Annotated in this window: 21 protein-coding genes; 7 read left to right on the plus strand and 14 right to left on the minus strand. The window is 74.5% G+C overall.

Features of this window, described 5'->3' with window-relative positions; translation table 11 throughout:
* Positions 1–124: 124 nt before the first annotated feature.
* Positions 125–715: a TetR/AcrR family transcriptional regulator gene (locus IE332_RS05970; protein WP_189914008.1), complete on the plus strand. Its 591-nt coding sequence runs from the start codon at positions 125–127 to the stop codon at positions 713–715.
* 164 nt (positions 716–879) lie between these two features.
* Positions 880–1,317: a hypothetical protein gene (locus IE332_RS05975; RefSeq protein ID WP_189914009.1), complete on the plus strand. Its 438-nt coding sequence runs from the start codon at positions 880–882 to the stop codon at positions 1,315–1,317.
* Here IE332_RS05975 and IE332_RS05980 read toward each other — a convergent pair.
* Positions 1,296–2,051 carry a helix-turn-helix domain-containing protein gene (locus IE332_RS05980; protein WP_189914010.1) on the minus strand — a complete coding sequence of 252 codons (756 nt, stop codon included), beginning with the start codon at positions 2,049–2,051 and terminating at the stop codon, positions 1,296–1,298. The two genes, IE332_RS05975 and IE332_RS05980, sit on opposite strands and share 22 nt — an antisense overlap.
* Before the next feature lie 86 nt (positions 2,052–2,137).
* Here IE332_RS05980 and IE332_RS05985 point away from each other — a divergent pair, with 86 nt between their 5' ends.
* The gene (locus tag IE332_RS05985; RefSeq protein WP_189914011.1) at positions 2,138–3,076 is read left to right on the plus strand and encodes an LLM class flavin-dependent oxidoreductase; all 939 of its coding nucleotides are present in this window, start codon (positions 2,138–2,140) and stop codon (positions 3,074–3,076) included.
* Between the two features lie 75 nt (positions 3,077–3,151).
* On the opposite strand, the gene IE332_RS05990 is transcribed toward IE332_RS05985, so the two are convergent.
* From IE332_RS05990 to IE332_RS06020, 8 genes are all read right to left on the minus strand, one after another.
* Positions 3,152–4,510, minus strand: a complete 1,359-nt coding sequence (locus tag IE332_RS05990; RefSeq protein WP_189914012.1) for a DUF2252 domain-containing protein — start codon at positions 4,508–4,510, stop codon at positions 3,152–3,154.
* Positions 4,511–4,710: 200 nt separating this feature from the next.
* On the minus strand, positions 4,711–6,306 hold the full coding sequence (locus tag IE332_RS05995) for a multicopper oxidase family protein (RefSeq protein WP_229928325.1): 1,596 nt from the start codon (positions 6,304–6,306) through the stop codon (positions 4,711–4,713).
* The gene (locus tag IE332_RS40665) at positions 6,303–6,776 is read right to left on the minus strand and encodes a hypothetical protein (RefSeq protein ID WP_229928326.1); all 474 of its coding nucleotides are present in this window, start codon (positions 6,774–6,776) and stop codon (positions 6,303–6,305) included. Before IE332_RS40665 ends, IE332_RS05995 begins: the two co-directional genes overlap by 4 nt.
* A gap of 389 nt (positions 6,777–7,165) precedes the next feature.
* Positions 7,166–9,748: an FtsX-like permease family protein gene (locus tag IE332_RS06000; protein WP_189914014.1), complete on the minus strand. Its 2,583-nt coding sequence runs from the start codon at positions 9,746–9,748 to the stop codon at positions 7,166–7,168.
* The gene (locus IE332_RS06005) at positions 9,745–10,662 is read right to left on the minus strand and encodes an ABC transporter ATP-binding protein (RefSeq protein WP_189914015.1); all 918 of its coding nucleotides are present in this window, start codon (positions 10,660–10,662) and stop codon (positions 9,745–9,747) included. The genes IE332_RS06000 and IE332_RS06005 overlap by 4 nt, the downstream gene beginning before the upstream one ends.
* Before the next feature lie 111 nt (positions 10,663–10,773).
* Positions 10,774–11,562 carry an aminotransferase class IV gene (locus IE332_RS06010; protein ID WP_189914016.1) on the minus strand — a complete coding sequence of 263 codons (789 nt, stop codon included), beginning with the start codon at positions 11,560–11,562 and terminating at the stop codon, positions 10,774–10,776.
* On the minus strand, positions 11,555–12,625 hold the full coding sequence (locus tag IE332_RS06015) for a GNAT family N-acetyltransferase (RefSeq protein ID WP_189914017.1): 1,071 nt from the start codon (positions 12,623–12,625) through the stop codon (positions 11,555–11,557). The genes IE332_RS06010 and IE332_RS06015 overlap by 8 nt, the downstream gene beginning before the upstream one ends.
* Positions 12,626–12,810: 185 nt before the next feature.
* Entirely contained in the window at positions 12,811–13,746 is a 936-nt protein-coding gene (locus IE332_RS06020; RefSeq protein ID WP_229928327.1) for a DMT family transporter, read from the minus strand.
* Positions 13,747–13,878: 132 nt separating this feature from the next.
* On the opposite strand from IE332_RS06020, the gene IE332_RS06025 reads away from it, so the two are divergent.
* The 3 genes from IE332_RS06025 to IE332_RS06035 all read left to right on the plus strand — a co-directional run bounded on the left by IE332_RS06025 (position 13,879) and on the right by IE332_RS06035 (position 17,533).
* Positions 13,879–14,853 carry a LysR family transcriptional regulator gene (locus IE332_RS06025; protein ID WP_189914019.1) on the plus strand — a complete coding sequence of 325 codons (975 nt, stop codon included), beginning with the start codon at positions 13,879–13,881 and terminating at the stop codon, positions 14,851–14,853.
* Positions 14,854–14,982: 129 nt separating this feature from the next.
* The gene (locus tag IE332_RS06030) at positions 14,983–16,530 is read left to right on the plus strand and encodes an MFS transporter (RefSeq protein ID WP_229928328.1); all 1,548 of its coding nucleotides are present in this window, start codon (positions 14,983–14,985) and stop codon (positions 16,528–16,530) included.
* Positions 16,520–17,533: an Lrp/AsnC family transcriptional regulator gene (locus tag IE332_RS06035; RefSeq protein ID WP_189914020.1), complete on the plus strand. Its 1,014-nt coding sequence runs from the start codon at positions 16,520–16,522 to the stop codon at positions 17,531–17,533. The genes IE332_RS06030 and IE332_RS06035 overlap by 11 nt, the downstream gene beginning before the upstream one ends.
* Positions 17,534–17,590: 57 nt before the next feature.
* Here IE332_RS06035 and IE332_RS06040 read toward each other — a convergent pair whose 3' ends face one another.
* From IE332_RS06040 to IE332_RS06060, 5 genes are all read right to left on the minus strand, one after another.
* Positions 17,591–18,091 carry a S26 family signal peptidase gene (locus IE332_RS06040; RefSeq protein ID WP_229928329.1) on the minus strand — a complete coding sequence of 167 codons (501 nt, stop codon included), beginning with the start codon at positions 18,089–18,091 and terminating at the stop codon, positions 17,591–17,593.
* Between the two features lie 96 nt (positions 18,092–18,187).
* On the minus strand, positions 18,188–20,224 hold the full coding sequence (locus IE332_RS06045; RefSeq protein ID WP_189914021.1) for an ABC transporter ATP-binding protein: 2,037 nt from the start codon (positions 20,222–20,224) through the stop codon (positions 18,188–18,190).
* Positions 20,221–20,790, minus strand: coding sequence for a TlpA family protein disulfide reductase (locus IE332_RS40670; protein ID WP_229928330.1), 570 nt, complete (start codon positions 20,788–20,790; stop codon positions 20,221–20,223). Before IE332_RS40670 ends, IE332_RS06045 begins: the two co-directional genes overlap by 4 nt.
* 167 nt (positions 20,791–20,957) lie before the next feature.
* Positions 20,958–21,482: a MauE/DoxX family redox-associated membrane protein gene (locus tag IE332_RS06055; protein WP_189914022.1), complete on the minus strand. Its 525-nt coding sequence runs from the start codon at positions 21,480–21,482 to the stop codon at positions 20,958–20,960.
* A 182-nt stretch (positions 21,483–21,664) separates the two neighbouring features.
* A complete protein-coding gene (locus tag IE332_RS06060) occupies positions 21,665–21,865 on the minus strand; it encodes a hypothetical protein (RefSeq protein ID WP_229928331.1) in 201 nt (66 codons plus the stop codon).
* Between the two features lie 483 nt (positions 21,866–22,348).
* On the opposite strand from IE332_RS06060, the gene IE332_RS06065 reads away from it, so the two are divergent.
* Positions 22,349–23,599 (plus strand): carbohydrate-binding protein, encoded by a 1,251-nt coding sequence (locus IE332_RS06065; protein WP_373313676.1) that lies wholly within the window; start codon positions 22,349–22,351, stop codon positions 23,597–23,599.
* Positions 23,600–23,732: the final 133 nt, after the last annotated feature.

The following is a 23,732-nucleotide window of genomic DNA, read 5'->3' on the forward strand; positions in this document are numbered from 1 at the left end:
GTCGACTCCTCCGTACCCATGTGTCTCCCCAACGCAGGACGGACGGCCCCGGCTAGAATCCGGAGCAGTGCTCCGGAAGAGATTAACCGGAGCAGTGCTCCGATTGTCAACGGCGAGGAACCCCATGCCCCGTGAACCGCACGCCCCCGCCGAGCCGCGCGCGCCCCGCGCCGATGCCCAGCGCAACCGGGACCACCTCCTGGCCGCGGCGGCCACCCTGGTCACCGAGCAGGGCACCCAGGCCTCCCTGCGGGACGTCGCCCGCCGCGCGGGGGTCGGCCTCGGCACGCTCTACCGGCACTTCCCCACCCGCGAGGACCTGCTGGAGGCACTGCTCGGCCGGCGCTTCGAACACCTCGCCGCCCGGGCCGACACCCTCGCCGCCACCGAACCGGCCGAACGCGCGCTGACCGACTGGCTCCACGAGTTCACCCTCGACGCCGGCGCCTACCACGGCCTGCCCGCGACCCTGATGGCGACCCTCTCGGACCCGGAGTCCGCCCTGCACGCGCTCTGCCTGCGGATGCGCCAGGCGGGCGGGCGACTGCTCGCCGCCGCCCAGCAGGAGGGCGTGATCCGCCCGGACGTCACTGCCCTCGACCTCTTCGCCCTGGCCAACGCGCTGAGTTGGATCACCGACCAGGCCCCTACCCTCGCCGAACGCCGGGACCACCTCTTCCGGCTGGTGCTGGACGGACTCCGGCCCCGCCCCTGACCGAGCGACGAAGCGACCAGGCGACCAGACGACCAGACGACCAGACGACCAGACGACCGAGCCACCGACGCCAACCGGCCATTCCCCGGCGGGAATTGTCCGTCCTCCGCCCCGGTCCGAGGATGGGGAGCACCGCAACCGAGCGAACCTTCCGAGGAGCCCCCGTGACCACCGAGCTTTCCGCCGCCACCAGCGCCCAGCGACTCGCCGACCGCTACGCCGCCCTGTGGACCGAGCCCGACGCCGGCGCGCGCCGCGAGGCGATCGAGCGGCTGTGGGCCGAGGGCGGCGTGCACCTGCTGCACCCGCCCGTCGAGGCCCGCGAGGCGGCCGTCCGGGTCGGCTTCGCCGAGCCCGTCCTGGAGGCGCGCGGCTACGAGGAGTTGGAGTTCCGCGTCGCCCGCGCCCACGAGGAGTTCGTGGCGTCCGGCGAGTTCACCTTCCGTGCCCGGCCGGACGCCGTACGGCTGCGGGACGTCGTCCGCTTCGGCTGGGAGATGGTGACCGTGGCCGACGGCGAACCGGTCGGCGGCGGCGAGGAGTTCGTCGTCCTGGACGCCGACGGCCGGATCACCACCGACTACCAGTTCCCGGGGCTCTGAGCGACCGTTCCCCGCAGCGCCTCGGCGGTCGCCGCGTCCGCCGGGAGGAAGGCCTCCAGCTTCAGCTCGGCGAGCGTGACGTCCACGGCGGTGGCGAAGGTGGTGACCGTCGTCATCAGGTGCAGCTCGCCGAGCGAGGTGCGCAGCTCCAGCGGGACGGCGAAGCCCAAGTGCTGCTCCCCCACCTCGGCTTCGGGCACGTACGAGCTCAACTCCTCGTGCAGTTCGCCGAGATGCCTGGTCCGTTCGACGATGTGGCGGGCCCAGGCGGAGAAGTTGAGGATGCGCGGGGCAATGCCGTCCGGGTGCAGGGCGAGCCGGTAGGCGTTGGTGCCGGGGCCGACGAGTCGCGGGTCGGCGCCCTCGGTGATCACGTCCAGGGCCGAGTTGGCGGCGACCACGTCGCCCCGGCGGTCCACCACCAGCGCCGGGTACGGGAGGTGGCCGGCCAGGACGTGGCCGATCGCCTCCCGCACCGGCGCCAGCGACGGCCCGTCCAGCGGCGACTCCGGGTAGACGGGGGCGTAACCGGCGGCCAGCAGCAGCTCGTTGCGCTCCCGCAGCGGCAGGTCCAGCGATTCGGCGAGCCGGACGACCATGCCCCGGCCGGGCGCTGAACGGCCGGACTCGATGAAGCTCAGGTGCCGCTGGGTCGTGCCCGCCAGGGTGGCGAGGTCGAGCTGGCTGAGGCGGCGGCCGGTACGGCGCTCGCGCAGTGCTTGGGGGAAGTCCACGCCACCAGCCAACCCTCCCGTCACGCATCACGCCATTCCCCCGGGGGAATTGAGCCCAGGCACCGCCGCCCGCCAGCATCGGTGCCATGGACATCGGCGTATTCCTCCCCACCGGCCAGGACCAATGGGCCGCCCACGACCCCCGCGACCTGATCGGGTTCGCCCGGCGCAGCGAGGAGGCGGGCTTCTCCTCGCTGTTCGTCAACGACTCCCTGCTGAGCCCGCGGATCGAACCACTCACCATGCTGGCCGCCGTCGCCCCGGTGACGGAGCGCGTACGACTGGGCACCGGCGCCCTGCTGCCGGTCCTGCGCCGCCCGGTGCAGACCGCGCAGACGCTGGCCTCGGTGGACCTGCTCTCCGGCGGCCGGCTGACGGTGGCCGTCGGCGCCGGCTTCCCCGGGCGCTTCGGCCGTCCGCTGCACGAGCTGTCCCAGGTGCCGTGGGAGCGCCGCTTCGCCCGGCTGGACGAGACGGTCGCCCTGTGGCGGGCGGTCTGGTCCGGGGCCGAGGCGTTCCACGGCGAGTTCCACTCCTTCGCCGAACTCCCGCCCGCCACCAAGCCGTTCCGCGCCGGGGGCCCGCCGGTCTGGCTCGGCGGCGCGACCCCGGCGGCCCTGGCCCGCACCGGGCACCACTACGACGGCTGGCTGCCCTACCCTCCCGAACCGGCCGACTACGCCGCCGGGCTCGAAGCCGTCCGGACGGCGGCGCGGCAGGCCGGACGACCGACGGAGGCCGTCACCCCCGCCCTCTTCGTCAACGTCCGGATCGACCGCAGCGCCGGCGCCGCCCGCCGGACCATGGACGCCTACACCCGCGCCAACTACGGTCTGCCGCTGGCCGACACGGAACGAATCCAGGCCTTCGCCATCGGCACCCCCGACGAGGTCGCCGCCGCGCTCGCCCGTTACACGGCGGCCGGCGCCCGGCACGTCGTGGCCCGCCTCGGGGCACTCGAACTGTCCGACCAGCTGGACCAGTTGGAGCGCCTCGCCGCCCTCAGGGCCGGCGAGTCGTGGTGACCGGGCACCGGCACGCGAACCGCCTCGCCCTCACACGCGCCGGCCACACCCGGCCCGGCCGCAATCACCCCGGCCTCACACGCCCCGGGTCGCCGTGATCCGGCCGTCCGCGATCGCCGCCACCAACTCGCCGTGGTCCGCCCCCGTCCGGTCCGCGTAGCGCACCGCGAACTCGGCCACCGCCTCGGCGAATGTGTCCGCGCCGCCGAGGTAGCCGGCGATGGCGAGGCGGTCGCCGGTGCGGGCGTGGGCACGGGCGAGGGTGCGGCCGCAGAGGTCGGCGTAGGCGCGCAGGCCGGAGGGCCGCATGTCGCCGACCTCCACCGAGCCCTTCATGTCGCGCAGTTGGCGACCGTAGAAGTGGCGGCCGGCGACGCCGGTGGTCCAGCCTAGGAAGATGTCGCTGGCGGCCTGCATCAGGTGCTGGCCGGTGACCACCCGGCGGCCGCCGTGGTGGGTGGCGACCTCGGCGTCGACCAGGGCGGGCGGCAGGTGGTCCTCCAGCACCGAGCGTCCGGCCTCCTTGAGCTGCAGGAACAGCGGGTCGCGGGCGTCCCGGCCCTCCAGCAGGACGATGAAGCAGCGGGTGCCGACGCTGCCGACGCCGACCACCTTGGTGGCCGCGTCCACGAAGTGGTAGCGGTCCAGCAGGACCCGTCGGTCTTCGGCGAGGGTGGCCCGGTAGTCGCTGAACACCTTGCCGATGCCGTGCAGTTCGGTCTTCTTGAGCGGTTCGATCAGCGGTGGCGCGCTGATGATCCGCCGGCGCCCGTCCCGTTCCTCGGTGAGCTTGCCGAAGGCCTGCAGGCTGGTGCGGCGGCGGGCGTGGGCGAGCTCGGCCTCGGCGCGCTCGCGCTGCCGGGGTTTGGTGAGCAGCGGCACCAGGTGAGCGGTGTCCACCCGGGCGTACCAGACGGCGAGTTCGCCCATGCCGGCCAGTCGGCGCATCGCCGTCGCGTACCCCTCGACGGCGGCGCGGGCGGCCCGCCGTACCCGGCGCTCGTCCTGGCCGTTGTCGCGGGCGGCCACGGCCACACTGGCGGCGAGGCGCTTGACGTCCCACTCGAACGGACCGGGGTAGGTCTCGTCGAAGTCGTTGACGTCGAAGAGCAGGGCGCGTTCCGGCGAGGCGTACACCCCGAAGTTCACCAGGTGCGCGTCACCGCAGAGTTGGACGGTGAGGCCGGTGTCGGGGGCGGCGTCGAGATCGGCGGCCATCACCGCGGCGGCGCCGCGCAGGTAGCCGAACGGGTTCTCGGCCATCCGCCCGTACCGGATCGGCAGCAGCCGGGTGACCCGGTCCGCCCCCTGCTGTTCGAGGACGGCGAGCGGGTCGGGCCGGTCGGCGGCGGGGATCCACCGGCCGTGGTCGGAGCGGGAGACGCGGTCGCGGGCGGCCCGGCCGCGGCGGCGGCGCTCGGCGGGAGTGGTCATGCGGCGGCTCCGTCCGTCGGCGGTCCTCCCCGCGACGTCGGGGGTCCGCGGGTGCCCCTCCTCGCGACGCTAGGACACGAGTGCCGGAGGGCGCAGCGCACGCCCTCCGGCACTCAGCCGTCCGGGTGAAGCCGGTCGGTTCGCCGTGCGGCGGCCCGCGCCGCGACGGTTCTTGTCACGGCGGGTCTCCGCACGGCGGCTCACTGCGCGGTGAAGTCCGCCATCATCGCCATGTCCTCGTGCTCCAGGTTGTGGCAGTGCAGCATGTACGCCCCCGCGTAGTCGGTGAAGCGCACCAGCACCTCCACCGCCTCGGCCGGACGCAGGTCCACGGTGTCCTTCCAGCCCGCGTCGTACGGGCCCGGGTCCTTGCCGTCGCGGCCGATCACCTGGAAGTGGTCGAGGTGGACGTGCACCGGGTGGTGCAGGTCGGAGGAGAAGCGCCAGCGTTCGACCGTCCCGAGCGCGGGCGTGGCGATGCTCTGACCCGGCTGGTACGGCTCGCCGTTGATGATCCAGCCGTCGGTGCGGCTGCGGCGGAAGGTGAAGTCGCGGGTGGTGACGGCGTCGGAGGCGCTCAGGTCCTCGACCGTGGCGAGCTTGTCGGGCACCGACGAGTCGTCCTTCACCTGCTTCGCGGAGACGTCGAAGCACATCACCTCGGCGGTACGGCCGCTGCCGAACCGGTTGACCAGGCGCACCCGGGTGCCCGGCTCGTAGCGGGAGAAGTCGACGACGACGTCGAAGCGCTCGGCGGGGGCGATCTCGATGCCGTCGTGGGCGACCGGGGCCGCCAGCAGGCCTCCGTCGGAGCCGATCTGGACCAGGGCGTCGCCGCCGGCGGGCTGCGGGTCGAGTTCCAGCCGGTAGAGGCGGGCGTTGGAGGCGTTGAGCAGGCGCAGCCGGTAGCGGAGGCGGTCGACGTCCAGCCGGGGCCAGGGGGCGCCGTTGACCAGGATGACGTCGCCGAGCACGCCGTTGGCGTACGCGGCGGTGACGCCGGGCTCGCCGAGCGCGGGGTCGCTGGAGGGGTAGCTGAAGGAGCCGTCGGCGGCGAACGAGCGGTCGGCGATCATCAGCGGCAGGTCGCGCTCGCCGCGCGGCAGCGGCAGGGCGCCCTCCTCGTCGTCCTGGACGAGGTGGAAGCCGGCCAGGCCGCGCCAGACGCCGGGGCCGGTGTAGCCCATCCGGTGGTCGTGGTACCAGAGCGTGGCGGCGCGCTGCTTGCCCGGGTAGGTGTAGCTGCGCTCGCCGACGACGTTGCGACCGGCCGCGTGGTGCATCCCGGGCATGCCCGCCATGCCCGGCATCCCCGCCATGCCGGCCGCGCCCTGGGCGGCGTCCGCCGACGATCCGACGGGCAGCAGCAGGTCCACCGGGTAGCCGTCGCTGTCCGCCGGGGTGTGCCCGCCGTGCAGGTGGGTGACGGACGGCACCGGCAGCTCGTTGCGGTGCTTGACCACCGTCGTCCGCCCGGAGCGGGTGACCACGGTCGGGCCGGGGAAGCTGCCGCCGTACGTCCAGGCCTCGGTCTTCACGCCGGGCAGGATCTCCAGCTTGGCGACCTGCTGGGTGATCTCGTAGTAGTCGGTGGTGCCCTCCGTACGGACCGGCTTCAACACGGCCGGGACCGGCAGCGGGACCCGGAACGCCTCCGGCAGGTCGAGGCCGCTGCCCAGCAGCCGCCCGGGGCGGCCCTCGGCGAACAGCCGGGCGGCGGAGGGGACGGCGACGGCGACCAGCGCGCCCGCGCCGAGCACGGAGGCACCGATGCCCAGGAAGCGGCGGCGGTTCACTTGGACACCTCCACCGGCCCACCGGGGCGCGGCAGCCGGCCGCTGCCGTCCGGGGCCGCACCGGGCAGCGCCGCCCGGACGGGCAGCGGCAGCCGCCAGGCGCCGGCCAGGACGAACAGGATGCCGCTGACCAGCAGCACGCCGAGGGTGACGTGCAGGCCGAGCGAGCGGGCGTAGCCGGCCGCGATCTGGCCGGTGACCGCGACGGCGAGCAGGAGCGTGGTCCACAGCGGCCAGAGCGGACCCCGGCCGGGCCACCGCACCGCGACGGCCACCGCCAGCTGGAGCACCACCACGGTGGCCAGCGTCATCGCGTTGCCCTCGTGGTCCTTCAGGGACTCGTAGGTACCGTTGAGGAAGCTGCCGGCCAGCATGACCTGGAGCAGGGCCAACAGAGCCAGCGCGGTGGCGGTGGTCCGCAGCAGGACCAGCGGCCAGCGGGGTGCGGGGGCGACAGGGGGGCTGCTCATGTCGGGCTACTCTCTGCTTCGGCGGTCGGGCGGGGCGGGGCGGGCGAGAGCGTAGCTGATCTGACATCACGATCAGCCCCAATAAAGGCCTTTGGTCCTTCCGGTTACCCCATTGCGCCTGCTCGGACCGCCTTTGTCACCCGGACGAGGGATGCCCTTGAGCGGTCCTCAAGGGCATCCCTCATGAGCTTGTCTCATGTCCGGCGTCATGAGCTTGTCTCATGCTCATGCGCCATGAGCTCCTCTCATGCTCCGCGTCATGAGCTCGTCTCATGCTCCGCGTCATGAGCGTCACTCATGTCCCGCGTCATGAGAGAAGCTCATCACCCACCTCATGAGAGGAGCTCATGACCCACCCCCCCCATGAGCCCCTCTCATCTCCCGCCGTCCTACTGCCGTGCCGCCGCCAGCGCCACCGGCCGGGTCCGCAGCAGCGCCCGGACCGGCAGCCCGGTCGCGCCGAGGCAGAGCAGCACGGCTCCGGCGGCCAGCGGCAGGGCGAGCATCGGCGGCACGTACGGGGAGGCGTTGGCGACGCCCCGGGTGACCGGCACCAGGGTGATCCAGGCGATCGCCGCGCCGACCGTCAGCCCGGTCCCGGCCACCAGCAGCGCCTCCCAGCGCATCATGCCGCGCACCTGGCGCCGGGTGGTGCCGGCCAGTCGGAGCAAGGCGACCTCGCGCCGCCGGTCCAGCACCGTCATCACCAGGGTGTTGGCGGCGCTGACGGCGGCGAACCCGCCGAGCACACCCGCCATCACGGTGTTGGCCCAGCCGCTGAGCTCCATGTCCTTGTCGGCCTGGGCGACGAACCCGGCCCGGTCGGTCACGCCGGTCCCGGCGAGCGCGCCCAGCCCGGCGGCCACCGCCGTACGGTCGGCGCCCGGCGCGTCGGCGACCAGCACCTGACTGTCGTACCCGGTGGTGACGTGCGCGGCGACCGCCGCCCGGGGCAGCACGGCCTGGCCGACGCCGAGCCCCCGGTCGTACACGGCGACCACGGCGGGCCGTACGGCGGTGCCGTCGCCGAGCCGCAGCGGGACGCGGTCGCCGACCCCGGCGTCCAGGGCGTCGGCGAGGGTGGTGCTCAGGGCGATGGTGTCGGTGGCGCGACCGAGGTCGGCGAGCGAGCCGCCGCGCACGTCCAGGTCGAGCACCTCGGGCAGCCGGGCCGGGTCGCCGTCGACACCGAGCGCGGGGGCGGAGCTGAGCCGGCCGCCGCTCTCGACGACGAGGCCGGTGCGCAGCACGCCGACGGCGGTGTGCACGCCGGGCACCTTCGCCGCCCGTTCGGCGGTGCCGGCGGGCAGGCCCGGGCCGGTGGCGCCGATCACGTGGTCGGCGGTGACGCCGGCCCGGACGTTCGCGCCGCTGGTGTGGCTCAGGGTGCTCTGCAGGATCAGCAGGGTGCCGCAGAAGGCGGTGACCAGGACGATCGGGGTGATCGCGGAGGCCAGCCGACGGGCGTTGGCGCGGGTGTTGTCGGCGGCGAGCGAGCCGGGCGCGCCGCCGGCCCGCAGCGGGGCGCCGAGCACGGCGGCGGCGATCCGGGCCACCCAGGGGCCGAGCAGGGCGACGGCCAGCATGAGGCACATGACCACGCCGAGCGCGGTCTGGGCGGCCGCGGCACCGTCCAGGGAGGCGGCGACGGTCGCGACGGCGATGCCTCCGGCGGCGAAGAGCAGTCCGAGGACGGTGCGCACCTTGCCCGGGCGGGGCGCCTCGACGGCGGCCTCGCCGAGCGCCTCGGCGGCGCGCAGCCTGGACGGCCGGCGGGCGGCCAGGAAGCCCGCGGTCAGCGCGGCGAGGGTGCAGGTGAGGACGGCGGCGAGCATCGGCAGCGGGCCGACGTCCAGGCGGACGCCCTTCGGGACGGCGCCGCGATCGGCCAGTTGGCCGAACCACCAGCGGGCGAGGGCGAGGCCGGGCAGGATGCCGAGCGCCGCGGCGACGGGGGCCACCAGCACCGCCTCGGCCGCGATGGTGCGGCGGATCTGGCGCGGGGTGGCGCCGATGGCGCGCAGCAGGGCGAACTCGCGGGCGCGCTGGCCGGTGGCGAGGGCGACGGTGCTCATCACCACGAAGACCGCGGTCATGGTGGCGTAGCCGCCGAAACTGCCGCCGAGGCCGATCAGCAGGGTCCGGGCCTCGCCGAGGGCGGGGTGTTCGACGGCGCCGCGGCCGTCGCCGGAGTAGACCTTCGCGTCGCCGCCGACGGCCTGGCGCACCTGTGCGGCGAGCGCGGCGGCGCTCACCCCGTCGCGGGGCTGGACGGCGATGGCGTCGATCCGGCCGGGGTGGCCGGAGAGGCGGTCGGCGGTGGTGTCGGCGAACCAGGCGGTGGGGCCGGCAGCCTGGCTGGCGGCGAGGCCGGAGACCCGGTAGTTCGCGGTGCCGCCGGGCGCGGAGAGCGTGAGGTTCGCGCCGGGCGCGAGGTGGGCGGCGTGCGCGGTGTCGGCGTCCAGGACCACCTCGTTCGCGCCGGGTGAGCGGCCCTCGGTCAGCCGGTCGGCCGGACCGGCGATGCCGAGGGCGGCGTAGCCCCGACCGATCAGAGCCGGGGCACCGGCCGGGGCCGAGGTGCCGGTCAGCGCCGGAGCGCCGGCCGGGGCCTGGCTGCCGCCGGTCGTGGCGGTGAGCGGGAAGGCGGTGTCCGGCCGAGCGGCCGCGACGCCGGGCAGGGCGGTCAGCCGACCCACCAGCGCGGCGTCGGTGCGGGCCCGTTCCGGGGTGGCCTGCTCCTGGGTCTCGGTGTCCTCGCCGACCTTCTTCTGGATCTTGACGGTCTGCTCGGCCGCGACCACCACGGGCGCGGAGGCGTACCTGGTGGGCTGGAGGCCGGCGGTCAGTCCGGTCTGCAGCAGCACGCCGCAGGCCGTCACGACCGCGGCGCCGAGCAGCAGGGCGACCAGGGTGCCCACGAAGGAGGCGGGCCGGAAGCGCACCGAGGCGCGGGCGAGTCCGTTGGTCACGCCGCCGCTCCCACCGGGCGGGCGGTGAGCGCGACCATCCGGTCGGCGACGGCCTGCGGGCCGGGGTGCGGCAGGTCGTCCACGATCGCGCCGCCGGCCAGGAACAGCACCCGGTCGGCGAAGGAGGCGGCGACCGGGTCGTGGGTGACCATGACGACGGTCGCGCCCAGGGAGTCCACGGCCTGCCGCAGCAGGCCGAGCACCTCGTGCGCGGTACGGGTGTCCAGCGCGCCGGTCGGCTCGTCGGCGAAGACCACGTCCGGCCGGGTGATCAGCGCGCGGGCGATCGCGACCCGCTGCTGCTGGCCGCCGGAGAGCTGGCCGGGGCGCCGCCGGGCGTGCTGCCCGAGACCGACCCGCTCCAGCAACTCCCGGGCCCGGGCGCGGTCCTGGCGTTCCCCGGCGAGCCGCTGCGGGAGCAGCACGTTCTGCTCGACGCTCAGCGAGGGCAACAGGTTGAAGGACTGGAAGACGAAACCGATCCGGCTGCGGCGCAGCTTGGTGAGCCGGGTCTCGCTCAGTGCGGTGATCTCCTCGCCGCCGAGCCGGATCTCCCCGGCGTCCGGGCGGTCCAGGCCGGCCGCGCACTGCAGGAAGGTCGACTTGCCGGAGCCGGAGGGGCCCATCACGGCGGTGAAGCTGCCGGGTGCGAGCGCCAGGTCGATCCCGCGCAGCGCCTGCACCGCCGCCTCGCCGCGCCCGTAGCTGCGACGCACGCCGCGCAGTTCGATCGCGGGGACCGCCTGCGCCGCACCGTACCGGTCGGCGCGGTACGGGGCGCCGACGTTCGGAGCGGCAACGTTCGGAACGCCGACGTTCGGAACGCCGTCGTACGAAGCGTCGCCGTACGCGTCGGTGGCGTGCGGATCGGTCCCGCGCTCGTCGGTCCTGCGGCGGTCGTGGCGGCGTGCCATGGCGGGGCCTTCCTTCGGTTCTGCGTCGCTCGTCGTCATCACGCTCAACGCTAGGAAGGACGGGCTCCCCGAACCATGGAGGTCACCGGCGGACCGGGGGTGGGGTTATCCCTACACCGCTTCGGCGGCGACCCCGAGGTAGGCGGCCCGCAGCTCGGCGAGCAGCGGGTGGGCCGGGTCGAGGAGGTTGCCGTCGACGGCAGCCAGCGGACGGACGCCGACGCCCGCGTTCACCGCGAAGGCGGCCGAGAAGCGGGCGAGCCCGGCAGCGGACAGCGGCTCGCGGGACTGCGGGCCCCGGTACGCGCCGGACAGCAGGGCCTCGGTGACGCCGGGCAGGCTCGGCCCCTCCGGCCAGACCAGCCCGTCGTCGTCCAGGAAGCCGACGTTCCAGGTCGCGCCCTCGGTCACCCGGCCGTCCGGGTCGACCAGCAGCACGTCGTCGTAGCCCGCGAGTTGGGCCTGCCGGCGGTGGTGGACCAGGCCGAACAGGCCGACGTGCTTCACCTCCGGCAGCTCCCGCCGGTACACCGCGGTCCGTACCCGCAGCGGGGCGGGCCCGGCCGCCGCGGCCGGACGGGTGGTGACCAGCAGGGCGGGGGCCGCGGGGGCGGCGGGGCGCTCCAGACCGAGTGCCGGGTCGTACACGGTGACCCGGACGGTCACCGGCGCGCCGTCGGCCGGCAGCACCGCGCGGATCCGCTCCCGCGCCTCCTCCCGGTCGAGCTCGACGGCGAACAGCGCGCGGCAGTCCCGGACCAGCCGGTCCAGGTGCAGCGTCAGGCCCCGGACCCGGCCAGCCTCGGCGCGCAGGGTGGTGAAGTGCCCGTAGTTGAGCAGCCCCAGCGCGGCCAGCCGCGCCGGGTCGGCGGGGGCGCCGTCGATCTCGATCTCAGCCATCCCCGGAGTCTGCCAGCTGCGGCGCGGGCAGCGCGGCCGACGGCGGGGCCGGCACCGGGCCCTGCTCGGCCGTCCGCGACGGGGACCGCAGCGGAGACCGCGGCAGGGACTGTCCCGAGGACTGCGCCGAACACCGCGGCGGGGACTGCGGCAGAGGCTGCGGGGCGGGGACCGGCACCGGGCGGTGCGGGGAGGACGGCGGCCGGCGAGCGGCCCGCTCGAACTCCTCGATCCGGTACGCCAGCCCCTCCGGCTCGCCCGCGTCCGACCAGCGCCACGCCTCCGCCCACCACTGCGGCCCGCGCACCAGCGGGAAGCCCGCCAGTGCCAGGTGCAGGGCCAGCGTCGAGCGCGCGTACTCGTGCACCCAGCCGTCGACGCCCCGGTAGTCGGCCGTCTCGTCCAGGCGCAGCCAGCGGCCCTCCTGGCCGGCGGCCAGTATCGGCACCCAGCCGTGCAGCCGGTCGGCGACCAGCAGGAGCAGCCGCCCGTCCTCCTCGCGCACCCGGTAGGAGGGGAGTTGGGGCATCCGTGCCAGCGAGAGCGCGCGCTTCCAGCCGACCACCCACAGGCCCCGGCGCAGGTAGTAGTCGACCGCCGGCCGCCAGGTCCAGTGCGCCTCCAGCCGGAAGCCGGGCAGGCCCTCGGCGGCGGCCGCCGCGTACACCTCGTCCAGCGCGCCGGCGGCCAGTCCGCGCCCGCGCGCCGCCGGGCTCACGTAGAGGGAGGAGACGGCGAGTTGGCCGGGGCCCTTGGTCCAGTTGTCCACCGCGACGGTACCCACGACGGCGCCGCCACCGTCCTGGATCCAGTACCGGCGGCGGTACAGCTCGCCGCCAGGCCACTCGCGGCCGCTCTCCCCCAGCCGCTCGCGCCAGTCGCGCTCGGCGGGCGCCGTTAGCCCGTCCGGGTCCATCAGCTCGCCCAGTTCGCCCTCCACCAGGGACGCCAAGTCCCAGAGCGCGAACCGCCGTTCGTCCCCATCGCCGACCGCCCGCAGCCGCGGCCCCGCCGCCAGCCGGTCCTGCGCCCGCTCCACCGCCGCATCCCACGACCTCACCACGCCGCCACCATAGCGGGGCCCGACGACATTCCGTAATTCAGTGGACACCGAACGTCAGATCGGGTACGAATGCCGCTGTCCGATCAGCCCGGTTCCCACCGGCTTGTCCGGGAGGGGCCGTCAAGGGGAAGGAGATCCCCATGCGCGGCATCTTCGTACGTGCGGTCGTCGGGGCGGCGCATGCCCTAGCGGACGGGCTGGCGCGCCTTCGGAGCCTGGTCCGCCGCGCCGGTCGCGGCCCGGGGGCGCGGCCGGGCCAGCACCACGGCCGCGATCACCAGGGCACCGCCGGCCAGGGCGTTCCAGCCGACCGGCTCCGCGAGGAACAGCGCGCCGATCGCGGTGGACCACAGCGGCATCACGTAGGTGACAGCCGAGGCCACCGTGGTGCCCGCGGTCCGGACGAGACCGAGGTTGAGCAGGTACGCCAGGCCGGTACCGACGGCGCCGAACACCAGCAGGGCGACGGCCGGGCCGGCCCCCGGCCAGTGCGGGGCACCCGCGGCGAGCGGCGCGATGACGGCCAACTCGGCCGCGGCACAGCCGATCTGGAGCGCGGAGAGGGTGGTGACCGACTCCGGTCGCCCGGACAGGAACCGCCGCAGGTAGGCGAAGCCCGCCCCGTAGCAGCAGGCGGCGGCCAGGCAGGCGAGGCCCCCGGCGGCCTCACCGGAGCCGATGCCGCGCCAGACCCCGAACACGACGAGCACCCCGGCGAACCCCAGCGCGAGCCCGATGAGCCGGCGGGCGCCCGGGTGGCGCTCCTCGGGGACGGTGAGCACCGCGAACAGCAGGGTGAACAGGGGAGTGGTCGCGTTCATCACCCCGGCCAGCACCGAGCTGATCCTGGTCTCGCCGAACGGGAACAGGATGAACGGCACGGTGTTGAGCAGCACCGCGACCACCGCCGAGTGCCCCCACAGCGCACGGTCGCGCGGCACCCTCTCGCCGCGCAGCAGCAGAACGGCTCCCAGTGTGACCGCGCCCAGCAGGCACCGCCACAGCGCCACCCAGACCGGGGGCACCCCCGCGTCGACCGCCACCTTGATCAGGGCGAAGCTCGCACCCCAGATCGCCGACAGTGCCGCAAAACCCGGCAACCAGCGCCGCACCGCAACCACCCCCGCATTCCTCCCGTGTTCCCTGCACCTGGACAGAGGGTGCTCCGGCGCCCGAGCATGAGTCCAACAAGTGGCAGTCCGACGTGGATGAGGAAGTCTCATGTCCCCAGGTCACAGGTACCAGGACGTCCGATGACCACGGACGTCAACCTGGCACAGCTCAGGGCCCTCATCGCGGTCGCCGACACCGGCAGCTTCGGCGCGGCCGCCGACGAACTGGGCATCAGCCAGTCCGCCGTCTCGCACGCCGTAGCCGCCCTGGAGCGGGCCCTGGACGCGCCCGTCCTGCTGCGCGGCAACCCGAGCCGGCCGACCCCGCTCGGCCGGCAGGTCCTGCCGCACGCCCGTACTGCGGTCGCCGCGGCCGCCGCCGTGCGCACCGTCGCCACCCAGCACGCCGGCGGCCTGACCGGCACCGTCCGGCTGGCCGCGCCGGCCACCGTCTGCCAGGCGCTGCTGCCCGGGCTGCTCCGGGACTGGAAGGCGGCCTACCCGCAGCTCACCGTCCGGGTCTTCGAGGGCGAGGACGCCGAGCTCGCCACCTGGCTGGAGGCCGGCACGGTGGACGCCGCCGTCCTGGTCGACGCCGGGCCGCCGCAGCCCGGAGCGGTCCCGCTCGGCGCCGACTCGATGCACGCCCTGCTGCGCCGCGACCACCCGCTCGCCGGGCAGGAGACCATCCATGTGACTGAGCTGGAGGACGACGACTTCCTGCTCTCCGAGGGCGGCTGCGAGCGCCACATCCGGGAGGCCTATCGGCGGGCCGGCACCCGCTTCTCGCCGCGGCACCGGATCCGCGACCTCAACACCCTGATCGGCATGGTGAACGCGGGTGTCGGGGTGTCGGTGATGCCCGCACTGGCACTGACCATGCTCCCGGCCGACTGCGTACTGGTCCCGATCCGGCCCGCCGTCCACCGGAGGCTCACCCTCACCGGGCCGGCGGGCCGACCGTGGACCCCGGCGGTCAGCGGACTGCTGGCGGGGCTGGCCTCGATGAACAAGGGCGCGGGCGGAGTCGCGGGCAGGGTCGCGGGCGGAGCCACGGGCGACGGCGAGGGGAGCGACTCGAACACGAGCAAGGCCCTGGCGGTGGCGCCGAGCTGAATGGAGCTTTTCGGCGCCAGGGGCCGGGCCGGTGGAACTTTCCGCCGATCCGGGCTGCGGCGGCTGGTCGGCGCGGGCGTACGGCCGGAGGGTGACGGCATCCCAGCCGTACGCCCGAAGGAGGACCTGTTGTCCGCTCAGCCGCTGCCCCCACCGTCCGCCCGACCGGGCCACCCGCACCCGCGCCGCTGGTGGGCACTCGGTGCGCTGCTCACCGCCGAGGCGATGAACCTGCTGGACGCGACGATCGTGCAGGTCGCCGCGCCGCGCATGCGCGCCGACCTCGGCGGACCGGCCGCCGCCGTGCCCTGGCTCACCACCGCGTACACCCTGCCGTTCGCCGTCCTGCTGCTCACCGGCGGTCGGCTCGGCGACCGGGCCGGACGCCGGCGGATGTTCCGGATCGGCGTCATCGGCTTCCTGCTCTCCTCGCTGGCCTGCGCCTGTGCGCCCACGCTCGGCGCGCTGCTCGTCTTCCGGGCCGTCCAGGGTGCGGCGGCGGCCGTGATCGTGCCGCAGACCATCGGCCTGATCAAGGCGATGTTCCGCGGCCCCGAGACCGCCCGGGCCCTCGGCACGATCGGGCCCGTGATGGGAATCGCCGCGGTCGCCGGACCGGTGCTCGGCGGGGTGCTCACCCACGCCGACCTCTTCGGCTCCTCCTGGCGGGCGGTCTTCCTGGTCAACCTCCCGCTCTCGCTCGCCGTCCTGACCCTCGCCCCTCTGCTCATCGAGGACCGCGCCCCGCGCCGCCCCGGCCTCGACCCGGTCGGCAGCGCGCTCGCGGCACTCGCCACCGGACTGCTGGTCCTGCCGCTGCTGGCCACCGGACACACCCCGCCGGTGTGGCCGGCCGTCGGTGCGGCAGCCGCGGTCGCCTTCGTCGTCCACCAGCGGCGCGGGGCCCGGCGCGGTACCGACACCCTGGTCGAGCCGAGCCTGTTCACCTCCGTGCGGTTCCCGGCCGCGCTGGTCGCCCTGGCGCTCGCCTTCGCCGCCACCACGGGGCTCGGCCTGGTCGTCGTCCTGCAGCTCCAACTCGGCAGCGGTGCGGATGCCCTGGCCTCCGGCCTGACCCTGCTGCCGATGTCGGCCGGGCTCGCGGCCGGTTCCGTGTGGGCCGGCTCCTCGCTGGTCCCGCGGTACGGGGCGCGGGTGATGCCCGCCGGGGTGGCCGTCATGGCGATCGGGGTGACGGCCGCCATCGGCGCCTACCGGACGGGCGAACGGCCGGACGCGCTGCCGTACGCACTCGCCGTGGTCGGACTCGGGCAGGGGCTGTTCACCCCGGCCTTCTTCACCACCGCCCTGCGGCCGCTGCGACCGCAGGAGACCGGATCGGCCGCCGGCCTGCTCAACGCCGTCCAGCAGCTCGGCTCGACCCTGGGCGTCGCGGTGCTCGGACGGATCTACCTGGCCGCCCCGGACAGCGCCGGGGCCCAGCGCGCCTGCTGGGTCGCGGTCGGAGTGCTGGCGGCCGTCGTCGTCGCCGGGCGGGCCATGAGCGGCGCTCATACCTCCCCCGCCGCCGTCCCCACCGAACCACGCGCGACAGAACCGGACGCGGCAGAACCGGAGGCGACGGCACCGGAGGCGACGGAACGGAACACGGCAGGACCGGACACGGCAGAATCGGACGGTGCGTCCGACCCCCGGGAACCCACTCATGCTCGATGACCTCGACCGCGCGCTCGTCCACGCCCTGCGCGTCGACGGGCGCGCCCCGTTCAACCAAATCGCCGCCGTCCTCGACGTTTCCCCGCAGACCGTCGCCCGCCGCTACCGGCGGCTGCGGGCCGAGGCCGGACTCCGGGTCGTCGGGCTCGCCGACCCGCACCGGGCCGGACGCTCACAGTGGCTGCTGCGCCTGACCGCCGGCCCGCACACCGCCCAGAACCTCGCCCAGGCGCTGGTCCGCCGCGCCGACACCGCCTGGGTGAAGCTCGCCTCCGGCGGCACCGAGATCACCGCCATCGTCGACACCGGCCCCGGCCCCGAGGGCCACAGCCTGCTGCTGCGCGACATCCCCCGTACCGCCGCCGTCACCGACGTCGCCGCCCACTGCCTGCTGCACACCTACCGCGGCGGCCCGAGCGCCTGGCCGGCCAGCACCGAGGCACTCAGCGAGGACCAGCAGGCCCGGCTGCGCCCGGCCACCGCCGACCCCACCCCGTCCGGCCTCCCCCCGTCCGGCCTCCCCTCGTCCGGCCTCGCGTCCGGCGGCCTGGACGAGTCCGACCACACCCTGCTCGGCGCGCTCCACCGGGACGGCCGCACACCCCTCGGCGACCTCGCCGCCGCCACCGGCCGCACCCCGGCCACCGTCGCCCGCCGACTCACCGAACTCCGGTCGGACGGCACGGTGTTCCTCGACGTGGAGCTCGACCCCCGGCTGCTGGGCGCGGACATGCAGGCACTGCTCTGGCTGAGCGTCGCCCCCGCCCACCTCGACCGCGTAGGCCACGCCCTCGCCACCCACCGCGAACTCGCCTTCGTCGCCGCCACCACCGGGCCCAGCAACCTCGCGGCCCTCGCCCTGTGCACCGACCCGGCCGACCTCCACCGGTACCTGACCCAACGGCTGGGCGCCGTCCCGGAGATCACCGCCCTGGAGTCCGCCCCCGTCCTCCGCACCCTCAAGTCCGCCGGCCCGGTCCCGGCACCCTTGGCACGGCCCTGACCGGACGACGAGGGGACGACGACGAGACGAGAGGGCCGACGGAACCGACACCCCCGGTCAATCCCGCAGCCGGACGCCGTCGAGCACCACGCCCACCACGCTGCGCGCCGGAACGGCGCCCCACATCCGCGAGTCCGTGCTGAACTCCGGGTTGTCACCCAGCAGCAGCACATGACCGACCGGCACCGTACCGCCCGCCACGACCGGACGCACCGACGGCGGGACCGGATCACCGGGCAGCGCGGCCAGGCGCTTCACCAGCAGCCGGTCCGGCTGCCGCCTGGCCGGGCCGACCGGCGAGGCGCCGACCGTTGCGGCGCTGACCGGTGCGGCGCCGGCTGGTGCGGCACCGAGGCCGTCCGGGGAGACCACCACGATCCGGCCCGCACGCAACCGGGCCGGGCCCCGCCGCAGCACCAGGACCCGCTGACCAGGCCGCAGCGCCGGACTCATGCTCGGGCCGGAGACCACGACCACCGACATCACCACCCGCAACAGCCCCGCGAGGGCCACCGCGACCACCACCAGCCCGCCACCGACCACCACCAGCAGCCCCACCCCTGCACCTCCTCCGCTCAGCGAACCGACCGACTGGACACCCGGACCCGCATCACCACCGGCACGGCCCCGCCCGACACCTCACAGCCCGACACCTCACACCCCGCCCGCCCGGATCGACACGACCGCGTCCTGGTAGCCGGAGGCCTGGAGGGTGAAGAGTTCCGCGTAGCGTCCGCCGAGGGCCATCAGGGCGTCATGGGTGCCGTCCTCGATCACCTGGCCGGCGCCGAGGACGACGATCCGGTCGGCGTCCCGGACGGTGCTGAGCCGGTGGGAGATCACCAGGCTGGTGGCGCCCCGGCGCAACTCGCGGAGGTTCTCGTGGAGTTCCTGTTCGGCGGCGGCGTCAAGGCCCGCACTGGGTTCGTCGAGGATCATCAGGTCGGCGTCACCGCGCATGAACGCCCGTGCCACCGCGAGGCGTTGCCATTCACCGCCGGACAGGGAGTGGCCCCAGCCCGCCTCCGTCACTCCTTCGGGCAGGAAGATCCGGCTGAGCAGGGCGCCGTATCCGCCGTCCAGTCGTCGCACCCGGTCGTGGATGCCCGCCGCGCGGGCGGCGTCGGCGATGCGGGCCTGGTCGTCGAGGTGGGCGAGGCGGCCGAGGCCGATGTTCTCGCCGGCGGTCAGGTCGTAGCGGCAGTAGTCCTGGAAGACGACGCCGATCCGCTGCCGGTACTCGTCGGGCGGGAACTCCCGGATGTCGACGCCGTCCCAGAGCACCCGGCCGCGGTCGGGGTCGTAGAGCCGGCAGAGCAGTTTGACGAGGGTGCTCTTGCCCGCGCCGTTGAGGCCGACCAGGGCGGTGACGGTGTCGGCCCGCAGGGTGACGGAGACGCCGCGCAGGATCCACGGCGCGTCGGGGTGGTAGCGGAACCAGACGTCCTGGAACTCGATGGTGCCGCGCAGCGCCGCGGGCGGGCGCGGGTCGGTGGCGGGGGCGAGGTCGGGCGGGGCCTCGCCGAGCGTGCGGTAGTGGTCGAAGGTGAGCGCGGCCTGGTAGGCGGAGGCGCCGCCGGCCGCGAGCTGGCCGACACCGGTCTGGATGCCGGCGACCGCCGCGAGGCACACCGAGACCTGGCCGAGGGAGAGTTCGCCGTGCCGGGCGGCCCGTACCGCCCACAGCAGGCCGAGCGCGTAGACGGCCACGCCGAGGAGTGAGGCGGGCAGCCGACGGGCGAGGTTCTGCCGGTCGGTGCGTTCCTCGGCGCCGCTGACCGCCCGCAGTTCGTGCCGGGCGCGCCCGCGCAGGAAGTCCTGCAGGCCGAAGAGGCGGATCTCCTTCACGGCGTCGACGTCGGACACCAGGCTGCTGTAGAAGGACTGGCGCCGGTTGCGGGACATGGTCTCGCTCAGGACGGCGGCCCGGCGGCGGCCGGCCGCCAGCTGGGCCCGCACCAGGGGCAGCGTCAGCACCAGGGTGAGCACGCCGAGCAGCGGGTTGACGACGAAGACCGTGACGAGGAAGCCTCCAACGGTGAGGAGCGCCTGGAGGCTGCCGAAGGCCGCGCCGACCAGGATGTCCGGGGCGACGCCGCCGGCCTGTTGGGCGAGGCGGAGCCGGTCCTGGAAGCGCGGGTCCTCGAAGGGCCGCAGGCCCGGCAGCCGGTTGACCGCGTCGAACAGTTCCTCCTGCACCCGCAGTCGGATCGCCCGACTGGAGCGCGCCCGGGTGTACTCGCCGAGCGCGGGGAACAGCGCCATGCCGAGGCTGGCCGCGACCAGCAGGACGCAGGTGCCGGTGGTCGGGCCGTCCGCGGCGCCGGTGAGCGCGTCGAACAGCCGGCTCACCAGCAGCGCGGTGGCGGCGGGCAGCAGGCCGGCGACCAGCCCGCAGAGCAGCGACAGCAGCAGGGTGGTCCGGCCGGACCGCCAGGCGAGCGCGCAGGCGGCACCCGCCGAGCGGAACGCCCGCCAGGCTCCCGCCCCTGATCCGGCCCCGGTCCCGGCCCCCGATCCGATCCCCGCTCCGGCCGGACCCAGGCCGACCGGACGGCGGCCGGTCGAGCCACCGCTGTTCGACCCACCACCGACCTGGCCACCCTCGGTCGGGCCACCACCGACCGGGCCACCACCGACCGCACCACCACCGACCGGGCCGGCGGAGCCACCGGTATGAGTCCCGCTCATCGCGCGGCGGTCGGGATGACGAGCTCGCCCGGGACCAGGTGGTTGGTGAGCCGGCCGTCCGCGTCGACGGAGACGTAGCTGGGCCAGCGCACGATCCCGAACGCCTCGGCCGTGGACTCGGGGCCGGCACCGGAGGTCTCGACCGACACCCGGGCGACCGGCTCCAGCAGCGTGCGCAGCTCGGCGACCACCGGCCCGCTGCCCTTGACGACGGCGAGGACCCGCTCGCGCCCGCCCGGGTAGCCGGTGACGGCCTTGACGAAGTCGGGCGCCTGCTCCAGGCACGGCCCGCAGGTCCCGGAGAAGAAGCCGACCACGGCGGGTGCGCCGACCAGGTCGGCCCTGGTGACGTCGCCCTCCGCTCCGGTGGATGCCCGGAATTCCGGTACGGGAGCACCATCCGGAATCCGGTTGTCGGGCACCGAGACGCCCGTCCTGATATTTCCGAAGGAGGTCGGCGAACCGTGCGCGGAACCATGCGTGTTGATTTTCCGGGCGAGCGCGAGCGTCAACATCAGATTGAACAGCGAAAGACAGCCGATAATGACGACGAAAAGCATGGTCATGACGATTCCGTGCCTCGTTCCTGGTTCGGTCGGGTACAGGGAGGAATTCCGGTACGAATCCCCGGTGGAATCCGGGAGGAAAGGGGCACCGCGCCGCCCGGGAGGGCACCCCCGGACCGGGTCGGGCGGCCCGAACGGCGAGAGGCGGGGGCGGGGGCGGGCGCGGCTCAGCGTGCCGCCGAGAAGAGCTCGACGAGCGTGTCGGTGGCGATGATCAGCGCGCTCGCGAAGCCCGCCACGAGCAGTACGACGGCCACCCCGGCCGGCCCGAGGCCACCGGGGCCGGGCGCGGTGCTCGCCGCCAGGCCGGCCGCGGCGACGGCGATCAGCACCAGGTTGCGCACCACATGAGCCTTGCTCACGGGCACGCCGGAGGCGCCGAAGCAGGAGCAGGAGACGTCGGCGCCCTGCCGCAGCAGCCGGACCAGGACGGCGGAGAACAGCGCGATCAACCCGCCGGTCGCGGCGAAAGCCCAGGTCGAGACGGGTTCGGGCACCCAGACCAGGAGGGCCAGGGCAGCCTCGGCGACCGGGACCCCGACCGTCGCCGCACCGGTCAGCCGGGGCGGCAGGACCGCCATCACGCGCAGCGCGGAGGCGAAGTCGCGGCGCGCGCGGAACTTGGTGAGGGCGGATCCGGCGAACACCACCGCGATCACGGCGCGGCAGCCGAGCAACAGGTATGCGGTCATGACTCCCCCTCCGCCGGTGCCCCCGCCGACGCAGGACGGGGGCACCGGCGGCCGTGTGTCAGCCGACCGGCTCGACCGGCTCGACCGGCTCGACCGGCGAACCGGAACGGGCCGGCAGACAGGTCGACAGACGGGCTGGCAGACGGGCCGGCAGACGGATCAACGGACGGATCAGCGGACGATCAGCAGCCGCCGACGATGACGTACGTGACACAGGACGGCTTGACCGCACAGTTCCAGGAGCAGCACTCCGTGACGTACAGGTTTTCACCGCTGCAGTGCGTGGTGGTGCCGGCCGGGCAGGCGCAGTACGCGTCCGCGACATCGGCCTTGCGGCCACCGGAAACCACGCGGTCGACCAGGTTGAGAACTGCCTGAACCATTTGTTCCTCCACTCGGGAAGATGGATTGGAGAGGCTGTGCACTTACTGACGAGATCTCGCGGTTCGAAAAGCTAACCGACCGCTCGAGAGCTTGTCTAGACCAACTTCGAAAGCGGTCAACGGACGGAAATCCGGAACGAGAGGCTCCTGTTCCCGGCGGTTCACACTCCCCCGTCCACCGGGTCTTGACCCGCCCTCCGAGACAGGTCTATACCAGTGGGAGCCCACGGCAACCACCCAACGCCCCTGGGCAGTTCGGCCTGCCGCCGCGCCACCCCCACCTCCGGCGCGAAACGGGCACTTCCCCCACCGCCGTTTCCTGGAAGGCTTCCGATGGAACGCGCCATTCCCCCACACCCGACCGGCCCGGAACACCCCGCCGATCCGCCCGGCACCTCCACCGCCCGAAACCAACCCCGGATCCAGCCCCGAACCCGGCCCCGCAACCGGCACCGCGTCCGCTCCGGCCGGACCGCCCTCGCCGTGACCGGCGTGCTCGGCCTGGTCGCCGGAGTCCTCGCCGCACTCGTCGGCACCGGCGCCGCCGCGGCGGACACCACGGCCGCCACGGACACCTCGGCCATCACCGCCGCGACCGGTCTGGGCAGCAACTGGTACGCCTCGGCGCCCTATCTGATGCCCGAGGACAACAGCCCGCCGGACGCCGCCGCCGTCATGGACGCCACCGGCCAGAAGGCCTTCCAGCTGGCCTTCGTCCTGGCCCAGGGCAACAGTTGCTCCCCCGCCTGGGGCGGCACCTCCTCGATCGACACCGACACCACCATGCCGAACGTCATCCAGACCGTCCGCGGCAAGGGCGGGGACGTCTCGGTGTCGGTCGGCGGGTACGGCGGCACCAAGCTTGGCCAGGTCTGCGGCACGCCGGAAGCGACCGCCGCCGGCTACCAGAAGGTGATCACCAAGTACCAGCTCAAGGCGATCGACTTCGACCTGGAGGAGCCGGAGTACGAGAACACCGCGGCCATCCACAACGAGATCGGCGCCGCGCGGATCCTCCAGCAGAACAACCCGGGCCTGTACATCTCGATCACCACCGCCGGCACCAACGCGGGCACCGGCTGGTTCGGCACCCAGATGCTCAACGAGGCCAAGTCGCAGGGCTTCACGCCGAACAACTACTCGATCATGCCGTTCGACGGCGGCTTCAACGGCGCGGCTGCGCAGACCGACGCGCTGGTGAAGTTCAACGGGATCCTGCAGACCACCTTCGGCTGGAACGAGGCGACCGCGTACGCCCACGAGGGCGTGTCGCTGATGAACGGCCGCACCGACGCCGCCGAGTACTTCCGCCAGGCCGACTTCCAGACCGTGCTGGACTTCGCCACCGCGCACGGCCTGGCCCGGTACACCTACTGGTCGGTCAACCGGGACCGGCAGTGCCAGGGCCCGGTCGACCCGGGGCTGTCCGGCTCCTGCTCCAGCGTGGCGCAGAACGACTGGGACTTCACCAAGTACACGGTGAAGTTCGCCGGGGCGACCCCGCCCACCACGCCGCCCACCACGCCGCCGACGACTCCCCCGACCACACCGCCGACCAGCCCCGGCACCCCGGGCGCCTGCACCGCGCCGGCGTGGAGCGCGAGCACCACGTACACCGGCGGCGCCAAGGTCTCGTACAACGGGCACAACTACCACGCCAAGTGGTGGACGCTGAACGAGGTGCCGAGCGCCAGCGGCCAGTGGGGCGTCTGGGCCGACGACGGCCCCTGCTGACCGCACCCCGGCTGACCGCGCCCCGGCCGGCCAGGCCCCGGCCGACCGAACTCCGCCCGGGCACACCGGGCAAAGCGGCCGGACCGACCGGACCGGCAGAGCCGGCCGCATGACCGAACCGCAGGCGTGGGGG

It is taken from the genome of Kitasatospora xanthocidica, assembly GCF_014656195.1.
Classification (GTDB): Bacteria; Actinomycetota; Actinomycetes; order Streptomycetales; family Streptomycetaceae; genus Kitasatospora; species Kitasatospora xanthocidica.